Origin of the sequence: Nocardioides sp. CCNWLW239 (genome assembly GCF_037137035.1) — a bacterium.
Classification (GTDB): Bacteria; Actinomycetota; Actinomycetes; order Propionibacteriales; family Nocardioidaceae; genus Nocardioides.
The window spans coordinates 1-18,363 of record NZ_JBBBNW010000008.1 but is presented as its reverse complement, the minus strand read 5'-3'; the positions used below and the strand labels follow the sequence as shown (position 1 = coordinate 18,363).

Annotated in this window: 16 protein-coding genes, 1 pseudogene and 1 riboswitch; of the genes and pseudogenes, 6 read left to right on the top strand and 11 right to left on the bottom strand. The window is 70.4% G+C overall.

Annotation, left to right across the window (positions count from 1 at the left end):
* Positions 1-18: 18 nt before the first annotated feature.
* Positions 19-1,260, bottom strand: coding sequence for a helix-turn-helix domain-containing protein (locus WBG06_RS23620; protein ID WP_336739817.1), 1,242 nt, complete (start codon positions 1,258-1,260; stop codon positions 19-21).
* Positions 1,261-1,598: 338 nt separating this feature from the next.
* On the opposite strand from WBG06_RS23620, the gene WBG06_RS23615 reads away from it, so the two are divergent.
* From WBG06_RS23615 to WBG06_RS23595, 5 genes are all read left to right on the top strand, one after another.
* Entirely contained in the window at positions 1,599-2,312 is a 714-nt protein-coding gene (locus WBG06_RS23615; protein WP_336739815.1) for a hypothetical protein, read from the top strand.
* Between the two features lie 37 nt (positions 2,313-2,349).
* Complete coding sequence (locus WBG06_RS23610) at positions 2,350-2,970, top strand: hypothetical protein (protein ID WP_336739813.1); 621 nt, start codon at positions 2,350-2,352, stop codon at positions 2,968-2,970.
* A 115-nt stretch (positions 2,971-3,085) separates the two neighbouring features.
* Entirely contained in the window at positions 3,086-3,706 is a 621-nt protein-coding gene (locus WBG06_RS23605) for a hypothetical protein (protein WP_336739811.1), read from the top strand.
* Between the two features lie 172 nt (positions 3,707-3,878).
* Complete coding sequence (locus tag WBG06_RS23600) at positions 3,879-5,099, top strand: hypothetical protein (RefSeq protein WP_336739809.1); 1,221 nt, start codon at positions 3,879-3,881, stop codon at positions 5,097-5,099.
* Between the two features lie 230 nt (positions 5,100-5,329).
* Positions 5,330-5,950 carry a hypothetical protein gene (locus tag WBG06_RS23595; protein ID WP_336739807.1) on the top strand — a complete coding sequence of 207 codons (621 nt, stop codon included), beginning with the start codon at positions 5,330-5,332 and terminating at the stop codon, positions 5,948-5,950.
* 130 nt (positions 5,951-6,080) lie between these two features.
* On the opposite strand, the gene bluB is transcribed toward WBG06_RS23595, so the two are convergent.
* The 5 genes and pseudogenes from bluB to WBG06_RS23570 all read right to left on the bottom strand — a co-directional run.
* The gene (gene bluB, locus WBG06_RS23590) at positions 6,081-6,698 is read right to left on the bottom strand and encodes a 5,6-dimethylbenzimidazole synthase (RefSeq protein ID WP_336739806.1); all 618 of its coding nucleotides are present in this window, start codon (positions 6,696-6,698) and stop codon (positions 6,081-6,083) included.
* Positions 6,698-7,438 (bottom strand): precorrin-4 C(11)-methyltransferase, encoded by a 741-nt coding sequence (gene cobM, locus WBG06_RS23585; protein WP_336739805.1) that lies wholly within the window; start codon positions 7,436-7,438, stop codon positions 6,698-6,700. The genes bluB and cobM overlap by 1 nt, the downstream gene beginning before the upstream one ends.
* Before the next feature lie 115 nt (positions 7,439-7,553).
* On the bottom strand, positions 7,554-9,110 hold the full coding sequence (gene cobJ / locus WBG06_RS23580; RefSeq protein WP_336739804.1) for a precorrin-3B C(17)-methyltransferase: 1,557 nt from the start codon (positions 9,108-9,110) through the stop codon (positions 7,554-7,556).
* Complete coding sequence (locus tag WBG06_RS23575) at positions 9,107-9,715, bottom strand: precorrin-8X methylmutase (RefSeq protein ID WP_336740185.1); 609 nt, start codon at positions 9,713-9,715, stop codon at positions 9,107-9,109. Before WBG06_RS23575 ends, cobJ begins: the two co-directional genes overlap by 4 nt.
* Positions 9,716-10,405: 690 nt before the next feature.
* A pseudogene (locus WBG06_RS23570) lies at positions 10,406-10,594 on the bottom strand (nitrite reductase); the annotation flags it as partial.
* Between the two features lie 57 nt (positions 10,595-10,651).
* Positions 10,652-10,878, bottom strand: a riboswitch (cobalamin riboswitch).
* A 53-nt stretch (positions 10,879-10,931) separates the two neighbouring features.
* Here WBG06_RS23570 and WBG06_RS23565 point away from each other — a divergent pair.
* Positions 10,932-11,984: a zinc-dependent alcohol dehydrogenase family protein gene (locus WBG06_RS23565; protein ID WP_336739802.1), complete on the top strand. Its 1,053-nt coding sequence runs from the start codon at positions 10,932-10,934 to the stop codon at positions 11,982-11,984.
* Here the strand turns inward: WBG06_RS23565 and WBG06_RS23560 are convergent.
* The 5 genes from WBG06_RS23560 to kdgD all read right to left on the bottom strand — a co-directional run bounded on the left by WBG06_RS23560 (position 11,972) and on the right by kdgD (position 18,078).
* On the bottom strand, positions 11,972-13,414 hold the full coding sequence (locus WBG06_RS23560; RefSeq protein WP_336739801.1) for an aldehyde dehydrogenase family protein: 1,443 nt from the start codon (positions 13,412-13,414) through the stop codon (positions 11,972-11,974). The two genes, WBG06_RS23565 and WBG06_RS23560, sit on opposite strands and share 13 nt — an antisense overlap.
* A 73-nt stretch (positions 13,415-13,487) precedes the next feature.
* Positions 13,488-14,282, bottom strand: a complete 795-nt coding sequence (locus WBG06_RS23555; protein WP_336739799.1) for a sulfite exporter TauE/SafE family protein — start codon at positions 14,280-14,282, stop codon at positions 13,488-13,490.
* A gap of 16 nt (positions 14,283-14,298) precedes the next feature.
* Complete coding sequence (locus WBG06_RS23550) at positions 14,299-15,630, bottom strand: enolase C-terminal domain-like protein (protein ID WP_336739797.1); 1,332 nt, start codon at positions 15,628-15,630, stop codon at positions 14,299-14,301.
* On the bottom strand, positions 15,627-17,120 hold the full coding sequence (locus WBG06_RS23545) for an aldehyde dehydrogenase (NADP(+)) (RefSeq protein WP_336739795.1): 1,494 nt from the start codon (positions 17,118-17,120) through the stop codon (positions 15,627-15,629). The genes WBG06_RS23550 and WBG06_RS23545 overlap by 4 nt, the downstream gene beginning before the upstream one ends.
* A gap of 43 nt (positions 17,121-17,163) precedes the next feature.
* Complete coding sequence (gene kdgD, locus WBG06_RS23540) at positions 17,164-18,078, bottom strand: 5-dehydro-4-deoxyglucarate dehydratase (protein WP_336739793.1); 915 nt, start codon at positions 18,076-18,078, stop codon at positions 17,164-17,166.
* Between the last annotated feature and the right edge of the window lie 285 nt (positions 18,079-18,363).

Here is an 18,363-nt window from a genome sequence, read left to right as displayed (position 1 = left end):
AAACCGAGGCCGGCGAGGTCAGCCGAGGAACTGGCGCCGCCAGCGCGGGACCGTCGACTCGAGGGCGGCCATCAGCCCGACGGTCTCCGACGGGTCCTCGAGGCGGCCCCCGAAGAGACTCTTGATCTGTCGGAGGCGGTGGCGCACGGTCTGCTCGTGGATCTCCAGCTGCCCGGCGACGACCGGGGCGCTCGGGCGGGTGCCCAGCCAGACCTGCATGGTCTCGGCGAGCGCGAGGCGGCGTTTCAGGGTCACTGTCATGAGCGGTGCCAGCAGGTGCTCGTCAGCGACACGGCGCAGGGTCGGGTCGGCATACAGACACAGATCCGACTGGTGGGCGGCACACCACACGATGCCGTCCGAGGACGGCTGCAGGACCTGATCGGCCACCAGGGCGAGGGCGCGATGACCCCACCGTACGGCGTGGTGCGTCTCGGCGAGACTCACCTCCCAGGTGACCGCGACCGGACGGCTCGTCGCAGCGACGACGGCCTCGGCCCGGCGGTGCAGCTCGGGCGACGGCCCGATCATGACGATCGCCCCCTCGCTCGGACCGGTGAGCAGGTGCGCCGTGGGCGCGGCGAGGTCGGCGGTCACCGGGCCGCCCGGAGCCACGGCCACCGCCACCTTGTCGGTGGTCTTCCAGCCGGCGCGACCGGCCAGAACGGGTAGGTCACTGTCGGCCTGGGCTCCGACGAGCGCGGCGAAGAGCGCCAGCCGGGGGTCGGCCTGCGGCACGGGCTCGGTGAACCCGCGCATCGCGTGCTCGAGCAGCTGGTGCTGATAGTCCAGGAGTGCCTCGGTGAGGTAGCTCACCGCTGCCCGGGGAAGGTCCAGCTCGTCGGCCAGCGTCGACATCTCCCGCCAGGACTCCAAGGTCGCGATCTGGTGGGCGGCCCGCATCGCATCGAGGTTGTGACCGGCCCGGCCCTCCAGGCTGCCCAGGCGTTGGTAGAGGTGGGCGACGGTGGTGCCCCGCACGGGTGCTCCCGCCATGGCATCGATGAACAGTGCGACCGCCTCGTTCAGCGCCTCCGCGATGATGTCGCGCAGCCGTGGGTCGCTGAACGCGGCCACCTCGCCGCAGATGCGCCGGGCGATGCGGCGCGAGAGCTCCTTGGCCCGCGGCCGACAGGCCATCCCGATCTCGCGGGCGACGGCGTCGGGGGGTGGGGACAGGTGGATCCGTAGTGTCGTGCGGGGCCTTCTGGGGATCGGGCCCGGGAACGTATTCGTGATCGGTCGTGTCGTCGAAGCCACGCAGCGCTCTCCTCCGTATCCGCCCTTCGCTGTGCCGCGACCTGGGGAGCCGCGCGAAGGACGACTTCACCCCGAAGTCAAGGGGTGCGCCGAACGCCGCGTCCAGAGGCTTCGGCGGATGAGGACCAAGAACCACGAAAACTTGTAACGCGCATCACAAAATTTCGTCCTTGAGGCGAAATTGTCACCGATCTGACAATTTTTGGCGGATCTGGCGACTTTCGATGTCGCCACGGTAGCCAGCCGCCCGTCGCGACCCCCTGAATAGGTGCCGTCATCGCAGTTGTGGTCGATCTCCTACCCGGCTCGATCACCCCTCCACACCGTAAGGGGAACACGTGAGAACCAAGCCTCCACCCCGTCGCCGCATGTGGGCCGTCACGGCCTTCGCCGCCCTCGTGGCCACCGCACTGTTCGCCGGTGCGCCCGCTGCCCAAGCCGTCGAGAACCCGACCCTCAAGGTCGACTACGACGCCGTCGGCACGACGCACATCGGCTCGCAGGTCGACTCGTCGATGGCCATCGGGCCCTCGGTGCTCAAGTCCGTCATCGACACCACCAACGGTCACATCGTCGGCGGCTCCCTCGCCATCCCGACGCAGACGATGAACTTCGACATCTTCGGGATCCCGGCCCGGGCCAAGGTCACCATGACCCAGGTCGGGGCGCTGTCCGGCGCGATCGTGCCGACCAGCCAGCTGGGCAAGGCGACGCTCACCTCGACGGTCGCCTACGACATCCAGCTGAGCGATGTCGAGGCCAAGGTGTTCGGCATCTGGTGGCCGCTGGCCGTCGGCAGCCGCTGCCACACCGCCGAGCCGGTCACCATCACCGCCAGCACTCCCGAGGGTGAGTTCTTCACCGTCAACGGCGGCGGGCGGGTCACCTCCACCTACACGATCGGGAGCTTCACCGGGTGTGCCGCGCTGAACTTCTTCGACATCCCCGGGTTCTTCCCCTGGTTCGGCTCCATCCCGATCAACACCCTGGTGCCGGGCACCGACAACACCCTCGAATTGAACATCTCCAACGCTCGCGCAGGCACCGCCTGAGCGTCTCGAAACCCACCACGAAACTAGGAGTAACACCATGAGGAAGATCATCAGCCGCATGCTCACCGGACTCGCCGCCGGCGCGCTCGCCACCGCCACCGTGGCCGCCATGTCGTCGCCTGCTCAGGCGGCCCTCGACGGCTACACCCCGAACGGCGGGCCGGGCGTCACCTTCACCGGCAACAACGTGTCCTTCACCGCGGTCCAGGCCGGCCAGACGCTGACCTGTTCCCAGTTCGACCTGATCGGCACCATCACCAACCCCGGCGTGAACAGGGCTTTCGGGGCGGAGGCCGGCGTGTTGGACCAGCTCGCGTCCAGCGGATGCTGGAACGACACCGCGGGTGACACCACTGTCGACCCGACCGGTGTCTGGCGTGTTCGGGTCACGGGTCCGGAGGCCGGCTCGGTATCGCCCGCGGAGCTCTACGACGTGACCGCGTTCGTCGAGGCTGCGGGCTGCTCCTTCAACGTCGGGGGCACGGTCGGCGGAACCTTCAACGACTCCACCGGAGTGTTCACGCCGAACGCCTCCACGCTGACCATCACGGACACCCCGTCCGGCTTCCTGTGCCCGATCATCGGTGTCGACCAGGGGCAGGACGTCACCGTGGCTGGGACCTGGACCGCGCCCGGGCTGACCATCACCAACCCGTGATCGACCAGCACTGACCGATCCAACCTGGGGTCTGTGTCGGTGGCCGTCGGTCACCGACACAGACCTTTTCCTGCCGACCCTCTCGGGAGCAGGCCACCATTCAAGGAGAAGATCAATGAAGTGTCTGGCCAGCACACTACGCACTAGTCTCGCCGCCGGAGCACTCGTCATCGTGGCCGTTATGACGATGTCACCTCCCGCCCGCGCGTTCGATGGCACCTATGCGCCACACGGCGGCACCGGAGTCTCCCTCATCGGGAACAACGTCAACTTCACCGTCGTCGAGGCCAACCAGACGTTTGACTGCAAGCAGTTCGACCTGTCCGGATCCGTTCTCGACCCCGATCTCAGTCGCCCCTTCGGGACGAGCGCTGCAACCTGGGATCAGATCGTAGCCAGCGGTTGCTTCAATCCGACCATGGGCGATACCACGTTCGATCAGGCCAGCACCTGGGGGCTTGCGATCACTGGGCCCGAGGTCGGCTCGGTCTCACCCGCCGCGATCACAGACGTCGCGATTTTCGTCGAGATGAACGCCTGCTCATTCAACATCTCCGGCGAGATGAGCGGTGACTTCGACGACGCCACTGGGGTGTTCACTCCCACGGGATCGACCCTGACGATCTCTGACGATCCAGCGGGTTACTTGTGCCCAATCATCGGGCTAGATCGGGGTCTAAGCATTCAAGTAAGCGGTCCCCTGGTAATCAGCGGCCTGACGATCACCAACCCGTGAGCGACCAACTGGCCCCCGCGAGGTGTTGAGGAAACTTGTCACGCGCGTGACAAGTTTCCTCAGCTCCTGACCTTCATTTCATCGTTCTGTGGCGCTCGCCACATTCGCAGTCTTAACTGATGACGGACACCCGTACGGTCCTCACCGGACCCGACCACCTGAGGAACTCTTCATGCGCATCCCCCTCACTCGTGCCGGAGCACGCGTTGGCCGTGCGGCCTCCGGCGTCCTCTTGCTGGGAGCCGCCTTCCTCGCCCTCCCCACCAGTTCGGCCACGGGCGATCCCGAGGTCGATCCACAGAGCGCCTCCCAGAGCAGCGTGAAGGCTCCGACGCCGGAGCTGAAGGCATTGATCGCAGACGATCCGGCCGAGGGCCTGCCAGGGTTCGACGACCTCCCCCCTAGGCTATCGATCAGCCAGACCGAGGGCATCGTCACCAATTCGCAGCACGCGGTCGCACGGCGCGCGAAGATGTCCATCACCTCACAGCAGATCTGGGGCGGCTTGTACTTCGGGGAGTTGAACGACCCTCTCGAGAACCCGACCGCGTACTCGGCCAACTGCACCGCCAAGATCCCGCACTGCGTCCCCGACCCCTTCTACCAGCCGTCGTGCGCAACAGATGATCCGGCCACCCAGTGGGTGACCGGCTATTTTCGGACCCCGCTGTATCCGCTGAAGCCTCTAGAGGGCGGTGGCGCCGAGGTGGGGATTCTCACCGAAGACAAGATCAATTTGATCGCCTTCGGGACCATCCCGGCTACGGCGAATCTGACGATCTCGGTCCCGCGGGTCAACGGAAAGGTCCAGCCTCTGATGGCCCACTCGTGGAACCGCCGCAGGACTAGGGGGTGCATCAACGTCCCCACCGACATCCCAGGAGCATCAACCGTGGTAGAGGGGAAGGTCGATATCCGCCTCAGCGACCTCGAGGTAGATGGGGTGCCGGTCGAACTCGGTCCGAACTGCCAGACGAACCGTCCAATCGATCTCTACCTGTGGGGAGACGCCAGCACCGGTCGCCCGTACGCCCCCGGAAGCGGCGGTTACCTGGCAGCTTTCGACGGATTGCACCCAGGGTCACGTGGCCCGCTGAACGACCCCTACTACTTCGAGGACAACGGGCGCACGATCCCCGCGTCCACAGGTATCGATATCCCGCCCTTCGCGAACTGCGGCACCAGCGGTGATGACCTCAGTCCGCTGGTGAGTGCGATGGCTTCAGGCCCGAACAACCCGGTGCGGGCACTCCAAGGCGGTCTGATCGCCTGGAACCGGATTCCCTTGGAAGACCTCAGCAAGTGCGGCGGATCACCGACCCGCCCCGTGTGCCCACTGCCCGGCCCGGAGGTGCCGCCGATGCCGCCGCTCCCGGACGGCGAGGGTCAGTGACCGATCACGGTGCCACATCGATCCAGGTCGGGGCCTCACGTACGTCGTCGGCCTGACCGACGAACAGCCAGGCGACGGGACGTTTGTACTCGAGCAAACCAACAAGAGATCGCAGGAACTCCTCGGCGATAACAGCCGACCTGGCCAACAACGCCCCGAACCGCGCATCGCCATCGCCCTCGCAGTAGCCACGTGAACCTCTCGGGACCCCACCGATACGGAGGACCACCATGAAGAAGTTCATCAGCACAGTGCTCGCCGGTATCGCGGCCGGCGCTCTCGCCCTCGCGACGGTCACGGCAATGCCCCAGCCTGTCCAGGCTGCAGCCGGCACCTATACCCCTCACGGCGGACCTTTCGTCACCCTCAGCGGCGGCCCCGTCACCTTCACCGTCGTGGAGGCCGACTTCAGCTTCACGTGTGAACAGTTCGATATGCCGGGCAGCCTGTTCGGCCCGAACGACAGCAGACCGTTCGGGATGCCCGTCACCACATGGGACCAGCTCACAGTCAGCGGGTGCAGTCTTGCGGACGGCGGAGCGGTCACGGTCGATCTGACCGGCACCTGGGGCTTCGCGATCACCGGGCCCGAGGTCGGCTCGGTCTCCCCCGCCGCGATCACCGACGCGGCCATGTCTGTCGAGTCTGGCGTCTGCTCGTTCAACGTCGCCGGCGACATCACTGGCACCTTCGACGACGCGACCGGGCTCTTCACCCCCACCGGGTCCACCCAGCGGATTGTTGCCGCCCCAACAGGTTTCCTGTGCCCCATCGTCGGGCTCGCACAGGGACAGGCCCTACACGTGAGCGGCAGCTGGACCATCACCGGTCTGACGATCACCAATCCGTGACCGACCGTTACAGCACCACCCACGAGCCGAGAGAAAACTTGTCATGCGCATGACAAGTTTTTACTCGGCCCCAGTCCCAACCGCCGTCCAGGCAGGGACCGAGGTTCACGTCCGCGCCTGGAGCGGGCGGCTACCCGAACCTCTCCTCGTGCACCACCGTCGAGAGCGCGGAGCGGTGGCGCCAGCCGAAGCGCTCCAGGTCGGGGACATCGGGCAGATCCTCGACGGGGCCGACGCAGAGCCAGGCGACGGGACGTACGTGGTCGGGCATCCCGACCAGGTCGCGCAGGAACTCCTCGCGGTAGAAGCTGACCCAGCCGACGCCGAGGCCCTCGGCGGTGGCGGCGAGCCAGAGGTTCTGGATGGCGAGGACGGTCGAGTAGAGGCCGGCGTCGGCGATCGCGTGGCGGCCGAGGACGTGGGTCCCGCCGCGCGTCGGGTCGTAGCCGACGACCACCCCGAGGCCGGACTCGCAGATCCCCTCGATCTTGATCTTCGAGAATGTCTCGGCCCGCTCCCCCGCCAGGGAGTCGGCGAAGACCTCTCGCTCGGTGGCGACGTGCTCGCGGAACGTACGCAGCGTCTCGGGCGAGCGCACCAGCACGAAGTCCCACGGCTGGGTCATCCCGACGCTCGGCGCCGCGTGGGCCGCCGACAGCACCCGCTCGAGCACGGCGGGGTCGACCGGCTCACCGGTGAACTCGGCACGGGTGTCGCGGCGGCGGTTGATGGCGTCGTAGAGATCCATCAGGCACGCACCCGGGCCGCGTCGTAGAGGAACGACTCGCCCCCGTCGCGGGCCAGCGCGGGCCCGGCCAGGATGACGGCCGCCTGGCGCAGGCCGGCGTCCTCGACCGCGTCGGCGATCGTCGCCACGGTCCCGCGCAGCACCTTCTCCTCGGGCTGGCTGGCACGGTAGACGACCACGACCGGACACTGCGGTCCGTAGTAGGGCAACAGCTCGGCCATCAGCTCCCGGGTGCGCCGGATCGCGAGGTGGAGCACGAGGGTGGCCCCGGTCGCGGCGTACGCGGCCAGCGACTCCCCCTCCGGCATCTGCGTCGACCGGGCCTGGGTGCGGGTGAGCACCACCGACTGCGCCACCAGCGGGACGGTCAGCTCGCGCCCGACCCTGGCGGCCGCCGCGGCGTAGGCCGGGACCCCGGGGGTCACGTCCCACGGCACCTCGGCGGCGTCGAGCCGCCGGGTCTGCTCCGCCATCGCCGAGTAGACCGAGGGGTCGCCGGAGACGAGGCGTACGACCTGCTTGCCGGCGCGGTGGGCGGCGACGGTCGCGCCGACGATCTGGTCCAGGTCGAGGCGCTGGGTGTCGACCAGCTCGGCCTCGGGGCTGCAGTGCGCCAGCACCTCGGGGTCCAGGTAGGTGCCCGGGTAGAGCACCACGTCCGCAGCCGCGAGCATCCGGGTCGCACGGACGGTGAGCAGGTCGGCCGCGCCGGGGCCGGCACCGACGAAGTGGACGGTCATCGGGGGTGCCTCCGGGTTGGTTCGTCTAGGTATGCAGACCAACGTGCGCTTCCCTGGCGGAACTCCACGTGGGAAGTGAGGGTTCGGCTGCATACCTTGATGAACCGCCAGCCCCTCACCGGACGTACCTCGGCGTCCAGACCTGCCCGGCCTCGGTGACGCGGGTCGAGCTCGCGCCCACGATGACCAGGCACTTCATGTCGATCTCGGCCGGGTCGAGGTCGCCGAGCGTCGTCACGGTCAGCGACTCCTCCGCGCGCCCGACGTCGCGGCCGACGACCACGACGGTGTCGGGCTTGCGGTGCTCCAGGAGTACGTCGCGGGCGGTGCCGATCTGCTCGGTTCGGGAGCGCGAGGCCGGGTTGTAGATCGCGAGCACCAGGTCGGCGGCGGCCACGGCGCGCAGCCGCTCCTCGACGACCGACCACGGCTTGAGCCGGTCGGAGAGCGACATCACCGCGAAGTCGGCCCCGACCGGGGCGCCGGCGCGGGCGGCCACCGCCTGGACGGCGCTGACGCCGGGCAGCACCCGGATGCGTACCGCTGCATAGGCCGGGTCGGCGGCCGCCTCGAAGACGGCCGACGCCATCCCGAAGACCCCGGCGTCGCCGCCGGAGACGACGGCCACCTTCTCCCCCGCCTTCGCCAGGTCCAGGGCGTGCCGGGCCCGGTCGACCTCGACGGTGTTGCCCGAGGCGTGCCGCTGCAGCCCTTCGCGTTGAGGCACCCGGTTGACGTAGGGCGCGTAGCCGACGACGTGACCGACCTCGGCCAGCGCGGCCGCGACCTCGGGGGTGACCCACCCCTCCGGCCCCGGGCCCAGCCCGACGACGAGCACCTCACCGGAGGCCGAGCCGTTCGAGTCGCCCCCGCGCGTCACCTCGACGGACTCGACCTCCGGGAGCTCTTGCCGCAGCCGAGCCGCGGCAGGCGCGGGGGCGGGTGCGGTGTCACCGGGGACGACGATGAGTGAGAAGTAGGGCACCGATGACGGGTCGACGTCGGCCACGGGGAGCCAGCGCTCCTCGGGCTGCGAGGCACGCTCGACGTACCAGGCGCCCTCGAGCCGCCCGGCGGCCACGAGCGCGGAACGAACCGCGGGGAACGTACGGCCGAGCTTCATGATGATGGCGGCCTCGGTGTCGGCGAGGCGCCGGGCGAGCTCGGGCTCCGGCAGGGTGCCGGGCAGGACGGTGAGGACGTCGGTCTGGCGCACCAGCGGCGTCGAGACCGCGGCGGTGGCGGCCGCGAAGGCCGGCACGCCGGGAACCACCGAGGTCGAATAGACCTCCTTGAAGCGGTCGTGGAGATACATCGAGGAGCCGTAGAAGAGCGGGTCGCCCTCGGCGAGCAGCACCACGTCGCGGCCGGCGTCGAGATGAGCCGAGAGCCGGACCGCGCAGGACTCGTAGAACTCGGCCATCGCGCCCACGTAGCCGCCCGGATGGGTCGTCGTGCCGGTGGTGACCGGGTAGCGCAGCTCCTCCTCGATCGCGTCCGCGGGGATCAGCGAGGAGGCGATCCGGCGGGCGTGGGACTGCTTGCGTACGCCGGCGTGGTAGGCGACGACCGGCGCCGCACCGATCAGCCGGGCGGCCTTGAGGGTGATCAGCTCGGGGTCGCCCGGGCCGATGCCGACGACGGTGAACCGTCCAGGGGTCGGGCCGGTCATTCCTGCTCCTGGGCGAGTGCGTTGAGGGCGGACGAGGTCATCGCAGATCCGCCGCGGCGACCGCGCACGGTGACGAAGGGGATGTCGATCCCGTGATCGGCGGCGAACGAGGCGAGCGCCTCCTTGGACTCGGCCGCGCCGATGAAGCCGACCGGGCAGCCGACGATCGCGGCCGGGCGTGGACCGCCGTCGAGGATCATCTCGAGCAGGTGGAACAGCGCCGTCGGGGCGTTGCCGATGGCGACCACGGCGCCGTCCAGGTAGGGCTCCCACAGCGCCAGCGCAGCGGCGGTGCGGGTCGTGCTCCACTCCCGGGCGAGCGCGGGGACCCGGTCGTCGCCGAGCATGCAGAGCACCTCGTTGTCACGCGGCAGCCGGCTGCGGGTGACCCCGGTCGCGACCATCGTGGCGTCGCACAGGATCGGCGCACCGGCCTCCAGCGCACCTCGCGCGGCCTTCACCAGATCGGGGTGGATGACCAGGTCGGAGGCGAGATCGACCTGTCCGCTGCCGTGGATCATCCGCACCGCGAGCCGCTCGGCGTCGGCCGGCACCGCGGACAGGTCGGCCTCGCGCCGGATGGTCGCGAAGGAGTCGACGTAGATCGCCGGGCCGGAGTCGATGTAGTCGTAGCGCCGGGTCGGACGCGGCTTAGGAGACGGGACGAGTACGCCGCGCCACGGCGTCACCACGACCTCGGGCGCCCGCGCGGCCAGCCTCTCGACCGCGGCCCGGTCGAGGGTCCCGTCGACGGCCGGGACGTGCTCTCCCCCGGGCACCTCGCCGAACCCGAGCTCGGCGGCCGCGCCGGGCAGCCGGTCCTCGGCCGCGACCGGCTCGGCCAGCGGGCAGTCGAGCTCGGAGACGTGCCAGGGCGCGGACGCACCGGTGCCGCGTACGTTCAAGAACTGCTCCGCGAGCGTGACCAGCCGGGGCGCCGCCTCGGCGAGCGGCACGACCGGCCCCCACACGTCGCCGATCCGGAGCTGGCCCTCGGTGGCCGACAGCGCGACCAGCCCGAGGTCGCACTCGCGCGAGACCAGGTCGCCGCGACCGTCGTCGAGCACGAAGAGGAACCGGCCCGGGAGCGCGGCCAGACGGGGCGCGGCGCACAGCAGCCGGTCCAGCGACGCGGCGACGCCGCGCAGGTCGGCGCGTCCCCCGGCGAGGCCGGTCTGCGGGGAGACCATCACGTTGCGTACGAGCTCGTGGGTCTGGGCCGGGACGAGGCCGGTCGCCTTCAGCGCGGCGAGCACCTCGGCCGGGAGGGTGCCGTCGACCGACGGCAGTCCCCGCACCTGGAGGTTGGCCCGCCCGGTGAGATGGACGAGCCCGTCGCCGTAGGTCTCGGCCACGGAGATCAGCGAGAGCAGCGAGGCGGACGAGACCGAGCCGCCGATCAGACGAAGTCTCACCAGCAGACCGTCCTCGGCCGGCCACGGTCGGCCGACTCCGGGGCACCGGTCGGTTCGGGTTCGAGGCATCCAGCCACCTGCTCCGTGGTCATGTGCCCTTCCGCGGGGCACGTGGTGACCTGGCGGCGGGCGCCGCCAGAGCCAGCAGGTCTTCGGACTCGGAATCGATCGGCGCGGGACGCCTTCCCAGAGCCGGGCTCCAGTGGCTGCCCTTCTCGCCGACATCGACTGCCGATATCGACCAGGAGAGCGTGTCCCGCCCGTCATCCTCACCGCTGCGCGTCAGTCCCGGACTCTCACCGGGTTCCCTGACCCCATCAGGCATGGAGTACGACTGGCAGGGCGAGACTACCTGGAGTCGACGACGAATCGTCAGCCAGTGCGGGCACCTGGCTACGATCGGCGCGTGCGCGCGTTGGTGATGGACGAGATCGGCGGCCCCCTCGACGTCCGGGACGTGCCCGAACCGACCGCTCCCGACGGCGGCGTGGTCGTGCGCATCCGGGCCACCGGGATCTGCCGGAGCGACTGGCACGCGTGGGTCGGCCACGACGACATCGAGCTGCCCCACGTCCCGGGCCACGAGCTGGCCGGCGTCGTCCACGCCGTCGGTGCCGGGGTTCGCGACTGGAAGGTCGGCGACCGCGTCACGGTGCCGTTCGTCGAGGGCTGCGGGCAGTGCGAGTGGTGCCGCTCGGGCAACGCCCAGGTCTGCCCCGCCCAGGAACAGCCCGGTTTCACCCACTGGGGCTCGTTCGCCGAGTACGTCGCGCTCCACGCCGCCGACACCAACCTGGTCGCGATCCCCGACGACGTCTCCGACGAGGCGGCCGCGAGCCTGGGCTGCCGGTTCGCGACCTCGTTCCGCGCCCTGACGGGACGCGCCGACGTCCGTGCGGGCGAGTGGGTCACCGTCGTGGGCGCCGGAGGCGTCGGGCTGAGCACGGTGATGATCGCCAAGGCGCTGGGCGCCTCGGTGATCGCCGTCGACCGGAACGTCGGCGCGCTCCAGGTCGCGACCGGGCTGGGTGCCGACCATGTCCTGGTCGCCGACGGCTCCGACATCCCGGCGCAGGTCCATGAGCTGACCGGTGGCGGCAGCCATGTCTCGGTCGACGCCGTCGGTAGCGAGCAGACCTGCGCGGACGCGATCTTCTCCCTCCGTCGCCTGGGTCGCCACGTACAGATCGGGCTGCTGCCTCCGGTCGAGGGTCATCCCCGCGTGCCGATGGCGCGCGTCATCGGGTGGGAGCTCGACCTGCTCGGCAGCCACGGCATGGCCGCCGCCGACTACCCCCGGATGATGGACCTGATCGCGTCGGGCGCGCTGCGCCCCCAGGACCTGGTCGAGCGGGTCATCTCCCTCGAGGAGGCCGGGTCGCTGCTACCGACCTTCGACACGGCCCCGCTCGCGGGGATGACCCTCATCGACCCTGCGCGGAGTCGTCAGAACGGGTAGCGCTCGATCTCCGACTGGATCGTGACCCACTGGATGTCGCAGAAGGTGTCCAGGTTGGCCGAGGTGCCGAAGTGACCGCCCACGCCGGAGGCCTTGGCGCCGCCGAAGGGAGCGACGGCCTCGTCGTCGACGGTCTGGTCGTTGATGTGCACCGCCCCTGAGGTGATCCGGTCGGCGAACTCGAAGGCCTTGAACGGGTTGGCGGTGAGCAGCGAGACCGAGAGACCGTATTCGGAGGAGTTGATGATCTCGATCGCCTCCTCGACGCTGTCGTAGCCCACGACCGGGGCGACCGGGCCGAAGATCTCCTGGCTGAAGGCCGGGCTGTCCAGAGGTACGTCGGCCAGGACCGTCGGACGGTAGAAGAGCCCGTCGTGGGTGCCGCCGGCGAGCAGCTTCGCGCCCGCCGCGACCGTGTCCTCCACGATGGCGTGCACGTTCTCGAGCTGCCGCTGGTCGATGATCGGGCCCAGCGCGTTGGCCGGGTCGGTCGGGTCGCCGACCGGGATGGCCTCGGCCTTGGCGGCCAGCTTGGCGGCGTACTCCTCCACCTTGTCCTTGGGGACCAGGTGACGGCCGGTGGTCATGCAGATCTGGCCCTGGTGGAGGAAGGATCCCCAGGCACCGGCGGAGGCGGCCGCGTCGATGTCCGCGTCGGGCAGCACCAGCAGCGCGTTGTTGCCGCCGAGCTCGAGGTGGACCTTCTTCAGCAGCGGCCCGGCGGCCTCACCGATCTTGCGGCCGGCGGCGGTGGAACCGGTGAAGGAGATGCAGGGCACGTCGGGGTGGGCGACCAGCGCGGCCCCGACCTCGGCGCCGGCCGGGAGCACGTGCAGCAGCCCCTCGGGCAGCCCCGCCTCGGCGAGGATCTCGGCGAGCACGAGACCGCCGGAGATCGACGTACGCGGGTCCGGCTTGAGCACGACGGCGTTGCCGAGCGCCAGCGCCGGAGCCACCGAGCGCATCGAGAGGATCGCCGGGAAGTTGAACGGGCTGATCACGCCGACGACACCGACCGGGACGTGCCGGCCGATCGAGACCCGCGGCTTCATGCTGCGCAGCATCTGGCCGTACGGCTGGGCCGCGAGCGCCGCGGCAGCGCTCAGCTCGGAGGTCACCAGCATCGCCTCGAAGCCGGCCTTGCCCTGGCCCGAACCGGCCTCCGGCACCAGCCAGCGGGTCAGCCGGTCGGGCTCGGCCTCGAGGATGGCGGCCGCCTTGGTCATCACCGCGGCGCGCTCGGTGTAGGGCAGCGCGGCCCAGGCGCGCTGCGCCTGCTTGGCGGCCGCGACTGCCTTGTCGAGGTCGGCGACGTCCGCCTGCCCGATCGTCGCGATGGTCTCCCCGGTCGCGGGGGCCGTCACGGGCATGGTCCCGGCACCGCCGGGCACGAAGGCGCCGTCGAAGATCTTCTCGTCCCAGATGCTCATGACGCCCGAGGCTATGACCGGCACCACACGGTGACCAGAGCAGGATTCCGTCCAGCGGAAGGCAGCTCTTGATCTAGTGGAGGGCCAGGTGAAACGCGAGGCCGAGGCCGGCGAGACCGACCAACCAGCGCAGCGGACGCTCGGGAGCGACCCGGACGATCGCGGGACCCAGGAAGCCGCCGAGCACCGCGCCCAGCCCGAGGGCGACGGCCGCAGGCCAGTCGACGGGGGCGAAGAAGACGTACGCGATCGCGGCGGTGCCGTTGGCGACGCCGGTGGCGACGTTCTTGACCGCGTTGGTGATCGCGATGGCCTCGGCGCGCTCCAGCACGAGCACGGCCAGCGCGATGATGCCGACTCCCGCGCCGAAGTAGCCGCCGTAGATGCCGAGCACGAAGACGATCACGCCCCAGCCGAACCCGCGCGCCAACGTACGCCGGGCTGTGCTGTCTGGTGGTCGAGCCTCCCGCGGCGCTCGCGCGGCCGCGCGAGCGGCGGCCCAACCGCGGATCCGGTCGCGGAGCAGCAGCAGGACCGCACCGGCGCCGACGAGCCACGGCACGACCGCCTCGAACGCCTCGGCGGGCGTGGTGAGCAGCAGCGCGGCGCCGACCGCTCCGCCGAGGAAGGAGGCGAGGCCCAGCCAGGCGAGCCTCCTGCCCTGCCCGCGGAGCTCTCGGCGCGAGCCGGCGATGGTGCCGCCGGTGACGCCGAACATCGCCACCGTGTTGGTGACGTTGGCGACGACCGGCGGCAGGCCCGCTGCCAGCAGGGAGGGATAGCTGATCAGCGAGGCCAGCCCGGCCACCGAGCCGGTGAGCCCGGCGCCGACACCGGCGAGCAGGAGCCAGGCGAGCTCGGCGTTCACCGGGTCGACAGCGCGGTCAACGGACCAGGCACGGGCGCTTGGGGTCGAACGTCCAGCCGCCCACCAGGTACTGCATCGCGACGCCGTCGTCACGCACGCCGAGGCCGTGCTCGAGGTAGAGCTCGTGCGCGGCCGCGACCCGGTCGCGGTCGAGCCGGACCCCGAGGCCCGGGGCGTCCGGCACCCGCACCGCACCGTCGCGGATCTGCAGGGGCTCCTCGGTCAGCCCCTGGCCGTCCTGCCAGATCCAGTGGGTGTCCAGCGCGGTGATCTCCCCCGGTGCGGCGGCGCCGACATGGGTGAACATGGCCAGCGAGACGTCGAAGTGGTTGTTGGAGTGGGATCCCCAGGTCAGCCCGAAGTCATGGCAGAGCTGGGCGACGCGGACCGAGCCGGACATGGTCCAGAAGTGCGGGTCGGCGAGCGGGATGTCGACGGCGTTGGTGCGGATCGCGTGGGACATCTGGCGCCAGTCGGTCGCGATCATGTTGGTCGCGGTCCGCAGCCCGGTCGCGCGCTTGAACTCGGCCATGACCTCGCGGCCCGAGTAGCCGCCCTCGGCACCGCAGGGGTCCTCGGCGTACGCGAGCACGTCGTCCTTGCCCTTCAGCAGTCTGACCGCGTCAGCGAGCAGCCAGCCGCCGTTGGGGTCGAGGGTGATCCGGGCGTCGGGGAAACGCTCGTGGAGAGCGGTCACCGCGGCGACCTCCTCCTCACCGGCGAGCACGCCGCCCTTGAGCTTGAAGTCGGCGAAGCCGTAGCGGGCCTGGGCGGCCTCGGCGAGGCGTACGACCGCCTCGGGGGTCAGCGCCGCCTCTCTCCTGATGCGGCCCCAGTCGTCGGTGTCGTCGTCGCCCCGAAGGTAGGGCAGGTCGGTCTTGTCGGGGTCGCCGACGTAGAAGAGGTAGCCGAGCATTGGTACGCTGTCGCGCTGCTGGCCGTCGCCGAGCAGCTCGGCGACCGGCACACCCTGGGCCTGACCTGCGAGATCGAGGAGCGCGGACTCCAGCGCGGTGACCGCGTGGACGGTCGTACGCAGGTCGAAGGTCTGGGCTCCGCGGCCACCGGCGTCGCGGTCGGCGAAGGTGGTCGCGACCTGGCGCAGGAGGCTGCGGTAGCGGGTGACCGGCTGGCCGACGAGCAGCTCGGCGGCCTCCTCGATGGTGCGCCGGATCGGCTCTCCACCGGGGACCTCGCCGACGCCCTCGCGGCCCTCGGAGTCGGTGAGGATCGCGATGTTGCGGGTGAAGAAGGGTGCGTGCGCGCCGCTGAGGTTGAGCAGCATCGAGTCGTGCCCGGCGACCGGGACGACCTCGACCTTGGCGATCGTGGAGATGGTCTTGGTCATGGCAGCTGCAGCTCACCGTCGATGCGGCGGGCGAGGTGCCACGGGTTGTCGTCGCGTACGGGCTCGGGGAGGAGGGCTGCTGGCACGTCCTGGTAGGCGACGGGACGCTGGAAGCGCTCGATCGCGAGGCTGCCGACCGAGGTGGTGCGGGAGTCGGAGGTGGCCGGGAACGGGCCGCCGTGGACCATCGCGTGACCGACCTCGACACCCGTGGGCCAGCCGTTGAAGAGGATCCGTCCGGCCTTGAGCTCGAGCGCGGCGACGACCTGGGCCGCGGCCTCGTTGTCGGCGTCGGTGGCGTGGACGGTCGCGGTCAGCTGGCCCTCGAGGGAGTCCAGGCTGGGCAGCAGGTCCTCGACGGAGTCGAAGCGGACCACGACACCGGAGGCGCCGAAGACCTCGTCGGTCACGCCGGCGAGGCGGGCGGCCTCGACCAGCTGGGGTGCCGGGGCGTCGGTGTCGCCTGCGGTGCCCTCGCCGACGACGGTGACGCCGTCGGTGGCGCGGAGCGCGGCGGTGCCCTTCTCGTAGGCGGCCGCGATGCCGGAGGTCAGCATGGTCGCGCCGACGGCCTCGGCGGTGGCCCGGCCGGCTGCTGCCAGGAAGGCGTCGCCGGCTTCGCTCTTCGGGAGGAAGAGCAGGCCGGGGTTGGTGCAGAACTGGCCGGAGCCGAGGGTCAGGGAGCCGACGTAGGCGGTGGCGAGCGCGTCGATGTCACCCTCGAGAGCACCGGGCAGGACGACGACCGGGTTGATCGAGGACATCTCGGCGTAGACCGGGATCGGCTCGGGGCGGGCCGCCGCGGTCGCGGCGATCGCGAGCCCGCCGCCGCGGGAGCCGGTGAAACCGACGGCCTTGATGCGCGGGTCCGACACGAGGCTCTGGCCGAGCTCGATGCCGCCCTTCGGGTCGGTGTCGAGGAGGAAGGAGAAGACGCCGGCGTGCAGGCCGGCCTTCTCGACCGCCCGGGTGATCGCCTGGGCGACCAGGTAGCCGGTGAGCGGGTGGGCGGGGTGGCCCTTGACGACCACCGGGCAGCCCGCGGCGAGCGCGGAGGCGGTGTCGCCGCCCGCGGTGGAGAAGGCGAGCGGGAAGTTGCTGGCGCCGAAGACCGCGACCGGGCCCACCGGGATCTGGCGCTGGCGGATGTCGGCGCGCGGGAGCGGGGTGCGGTCCGGGAGGGCCGGGTCGATGCGTACGCCCAGGTGGTCGCCGCGGCGCACGACGGCCGCGAACATCTTCAGCTGGCCGGTGGTGCGGCCGACCTCGCCGCTGATCCGGCCCTCGGGCAGGTGCGACTCGGCGACGGCGGCCTCGATGATCTCGGCGCGGGACGCCTCGATCTCGGCGGCGACGGCGTCGAGGAAGTCGCCTCGGGCTTCGGGAGATGTCGCGCGGTAGCCGGCGAAGGCCTCGGCTGCGGCGGTGGTGGCGGCGGTGACGTCGGGCTGCTCGGAGTCGGCTCCGGCGATGATCGAGCGGTAGCTCATGGTCCCTTCCTATCGGGGTCGGTCTCTCGGTGGCCGGTCGGCGTCAGGAGATCCGGGCGATGAGGTCACGCAGCTCGGCGATCTCGTCCTCGCGCAGGTCCGTCAACGGCGGGCGGACCGGGCCCGCGGACCGGCCGATCGCGGCCAGACCGCCCTTGACGATCGAGACGGCATAGCCGGCCGTACGGTCGCGGATGTCGAGGTAGGGGATCACGAACTCGTTGAGACGACGGTAGACCTCGTCGCGGTCCTGCGCACGTACGGCATCGTAGAACTCGATCGCCCACTTCGGCGCGAAGTTGAACAGCGCCGAGGAGTAGGTGCTCACGCCGAGCTGGAGCAGCGGCAGCGCGAACGTCTCCGCCGTCGGCAGGCCACCGATGTAGATCAGTCGCTCGCCCACCCGGGCGTAGGTGCGGGTCATCTGCTCGATGTTGCCGACGCCGTCCTTGAAACCGATCAACGTGGGGTTGCGATCAGCGAGCTGCGCGACGGCCTCGTCCCGCAGCACCGCGTTCGCCCGGCTGTAGACGATCACGCCGAGCCCGGTGGCGTCGCAGACCCGGCTGGCATGCTCGACGAGCCCGTCCTGCCCGGCCTCGGTGAGGTAGGGCGGCATCAGCAGCAGCCCGTCCGCCCCCGCGGCCTCCGCCGCCTTCGCCTGAGCCACCGCGTTCGACGTGCTCCCCGTCGCCGGCGCCAGCACCGGAACCGCCCCGGCGACCTCGTCGACCGCCGCGCGTACGACCTTGTCCGTCTCCTCCGGGTTCAGCGAGAAGCCCTCACCCGTGCCGCCCGCCGCGAAGAGACCAGCGACCGGGTACTGGGCCAGCCAGCTCAGGTGCTTCCGGTAGCCCTCTTCGTCGAACTGGAGGTCCTCGGTGAAGTGGGTGACCGGGAACGAGAGAAGCCCGCTCTTGAGCTGGGCGGCCAGGTCGGTCGGGCTGTACTCGGTCACGAGTCACGTCCTTCGGGGTTGTGAGGGTGAGGAAAGTGGTGACCATCACGTTAGGAACGTTTGGTGATGCCTGTCCAAGCCCTAATTTGAATCTCGTGATGCTTGTGGGGCATTGAGGTGCCTGTGGGCTCTCTGGCCGGGAGGTTTCTTGGGGTTGGGGTGGGCCGCCGACCCTTCTTTGAGGGTCTTCTCGACGGCACCCGGAGTCAAGGACGGCCTTCGGCCGCCGGCTACGCCGGCCGCTTCGCGGTCCTTGACACCGGGCCCCGTCGAGAAAAGATTTGG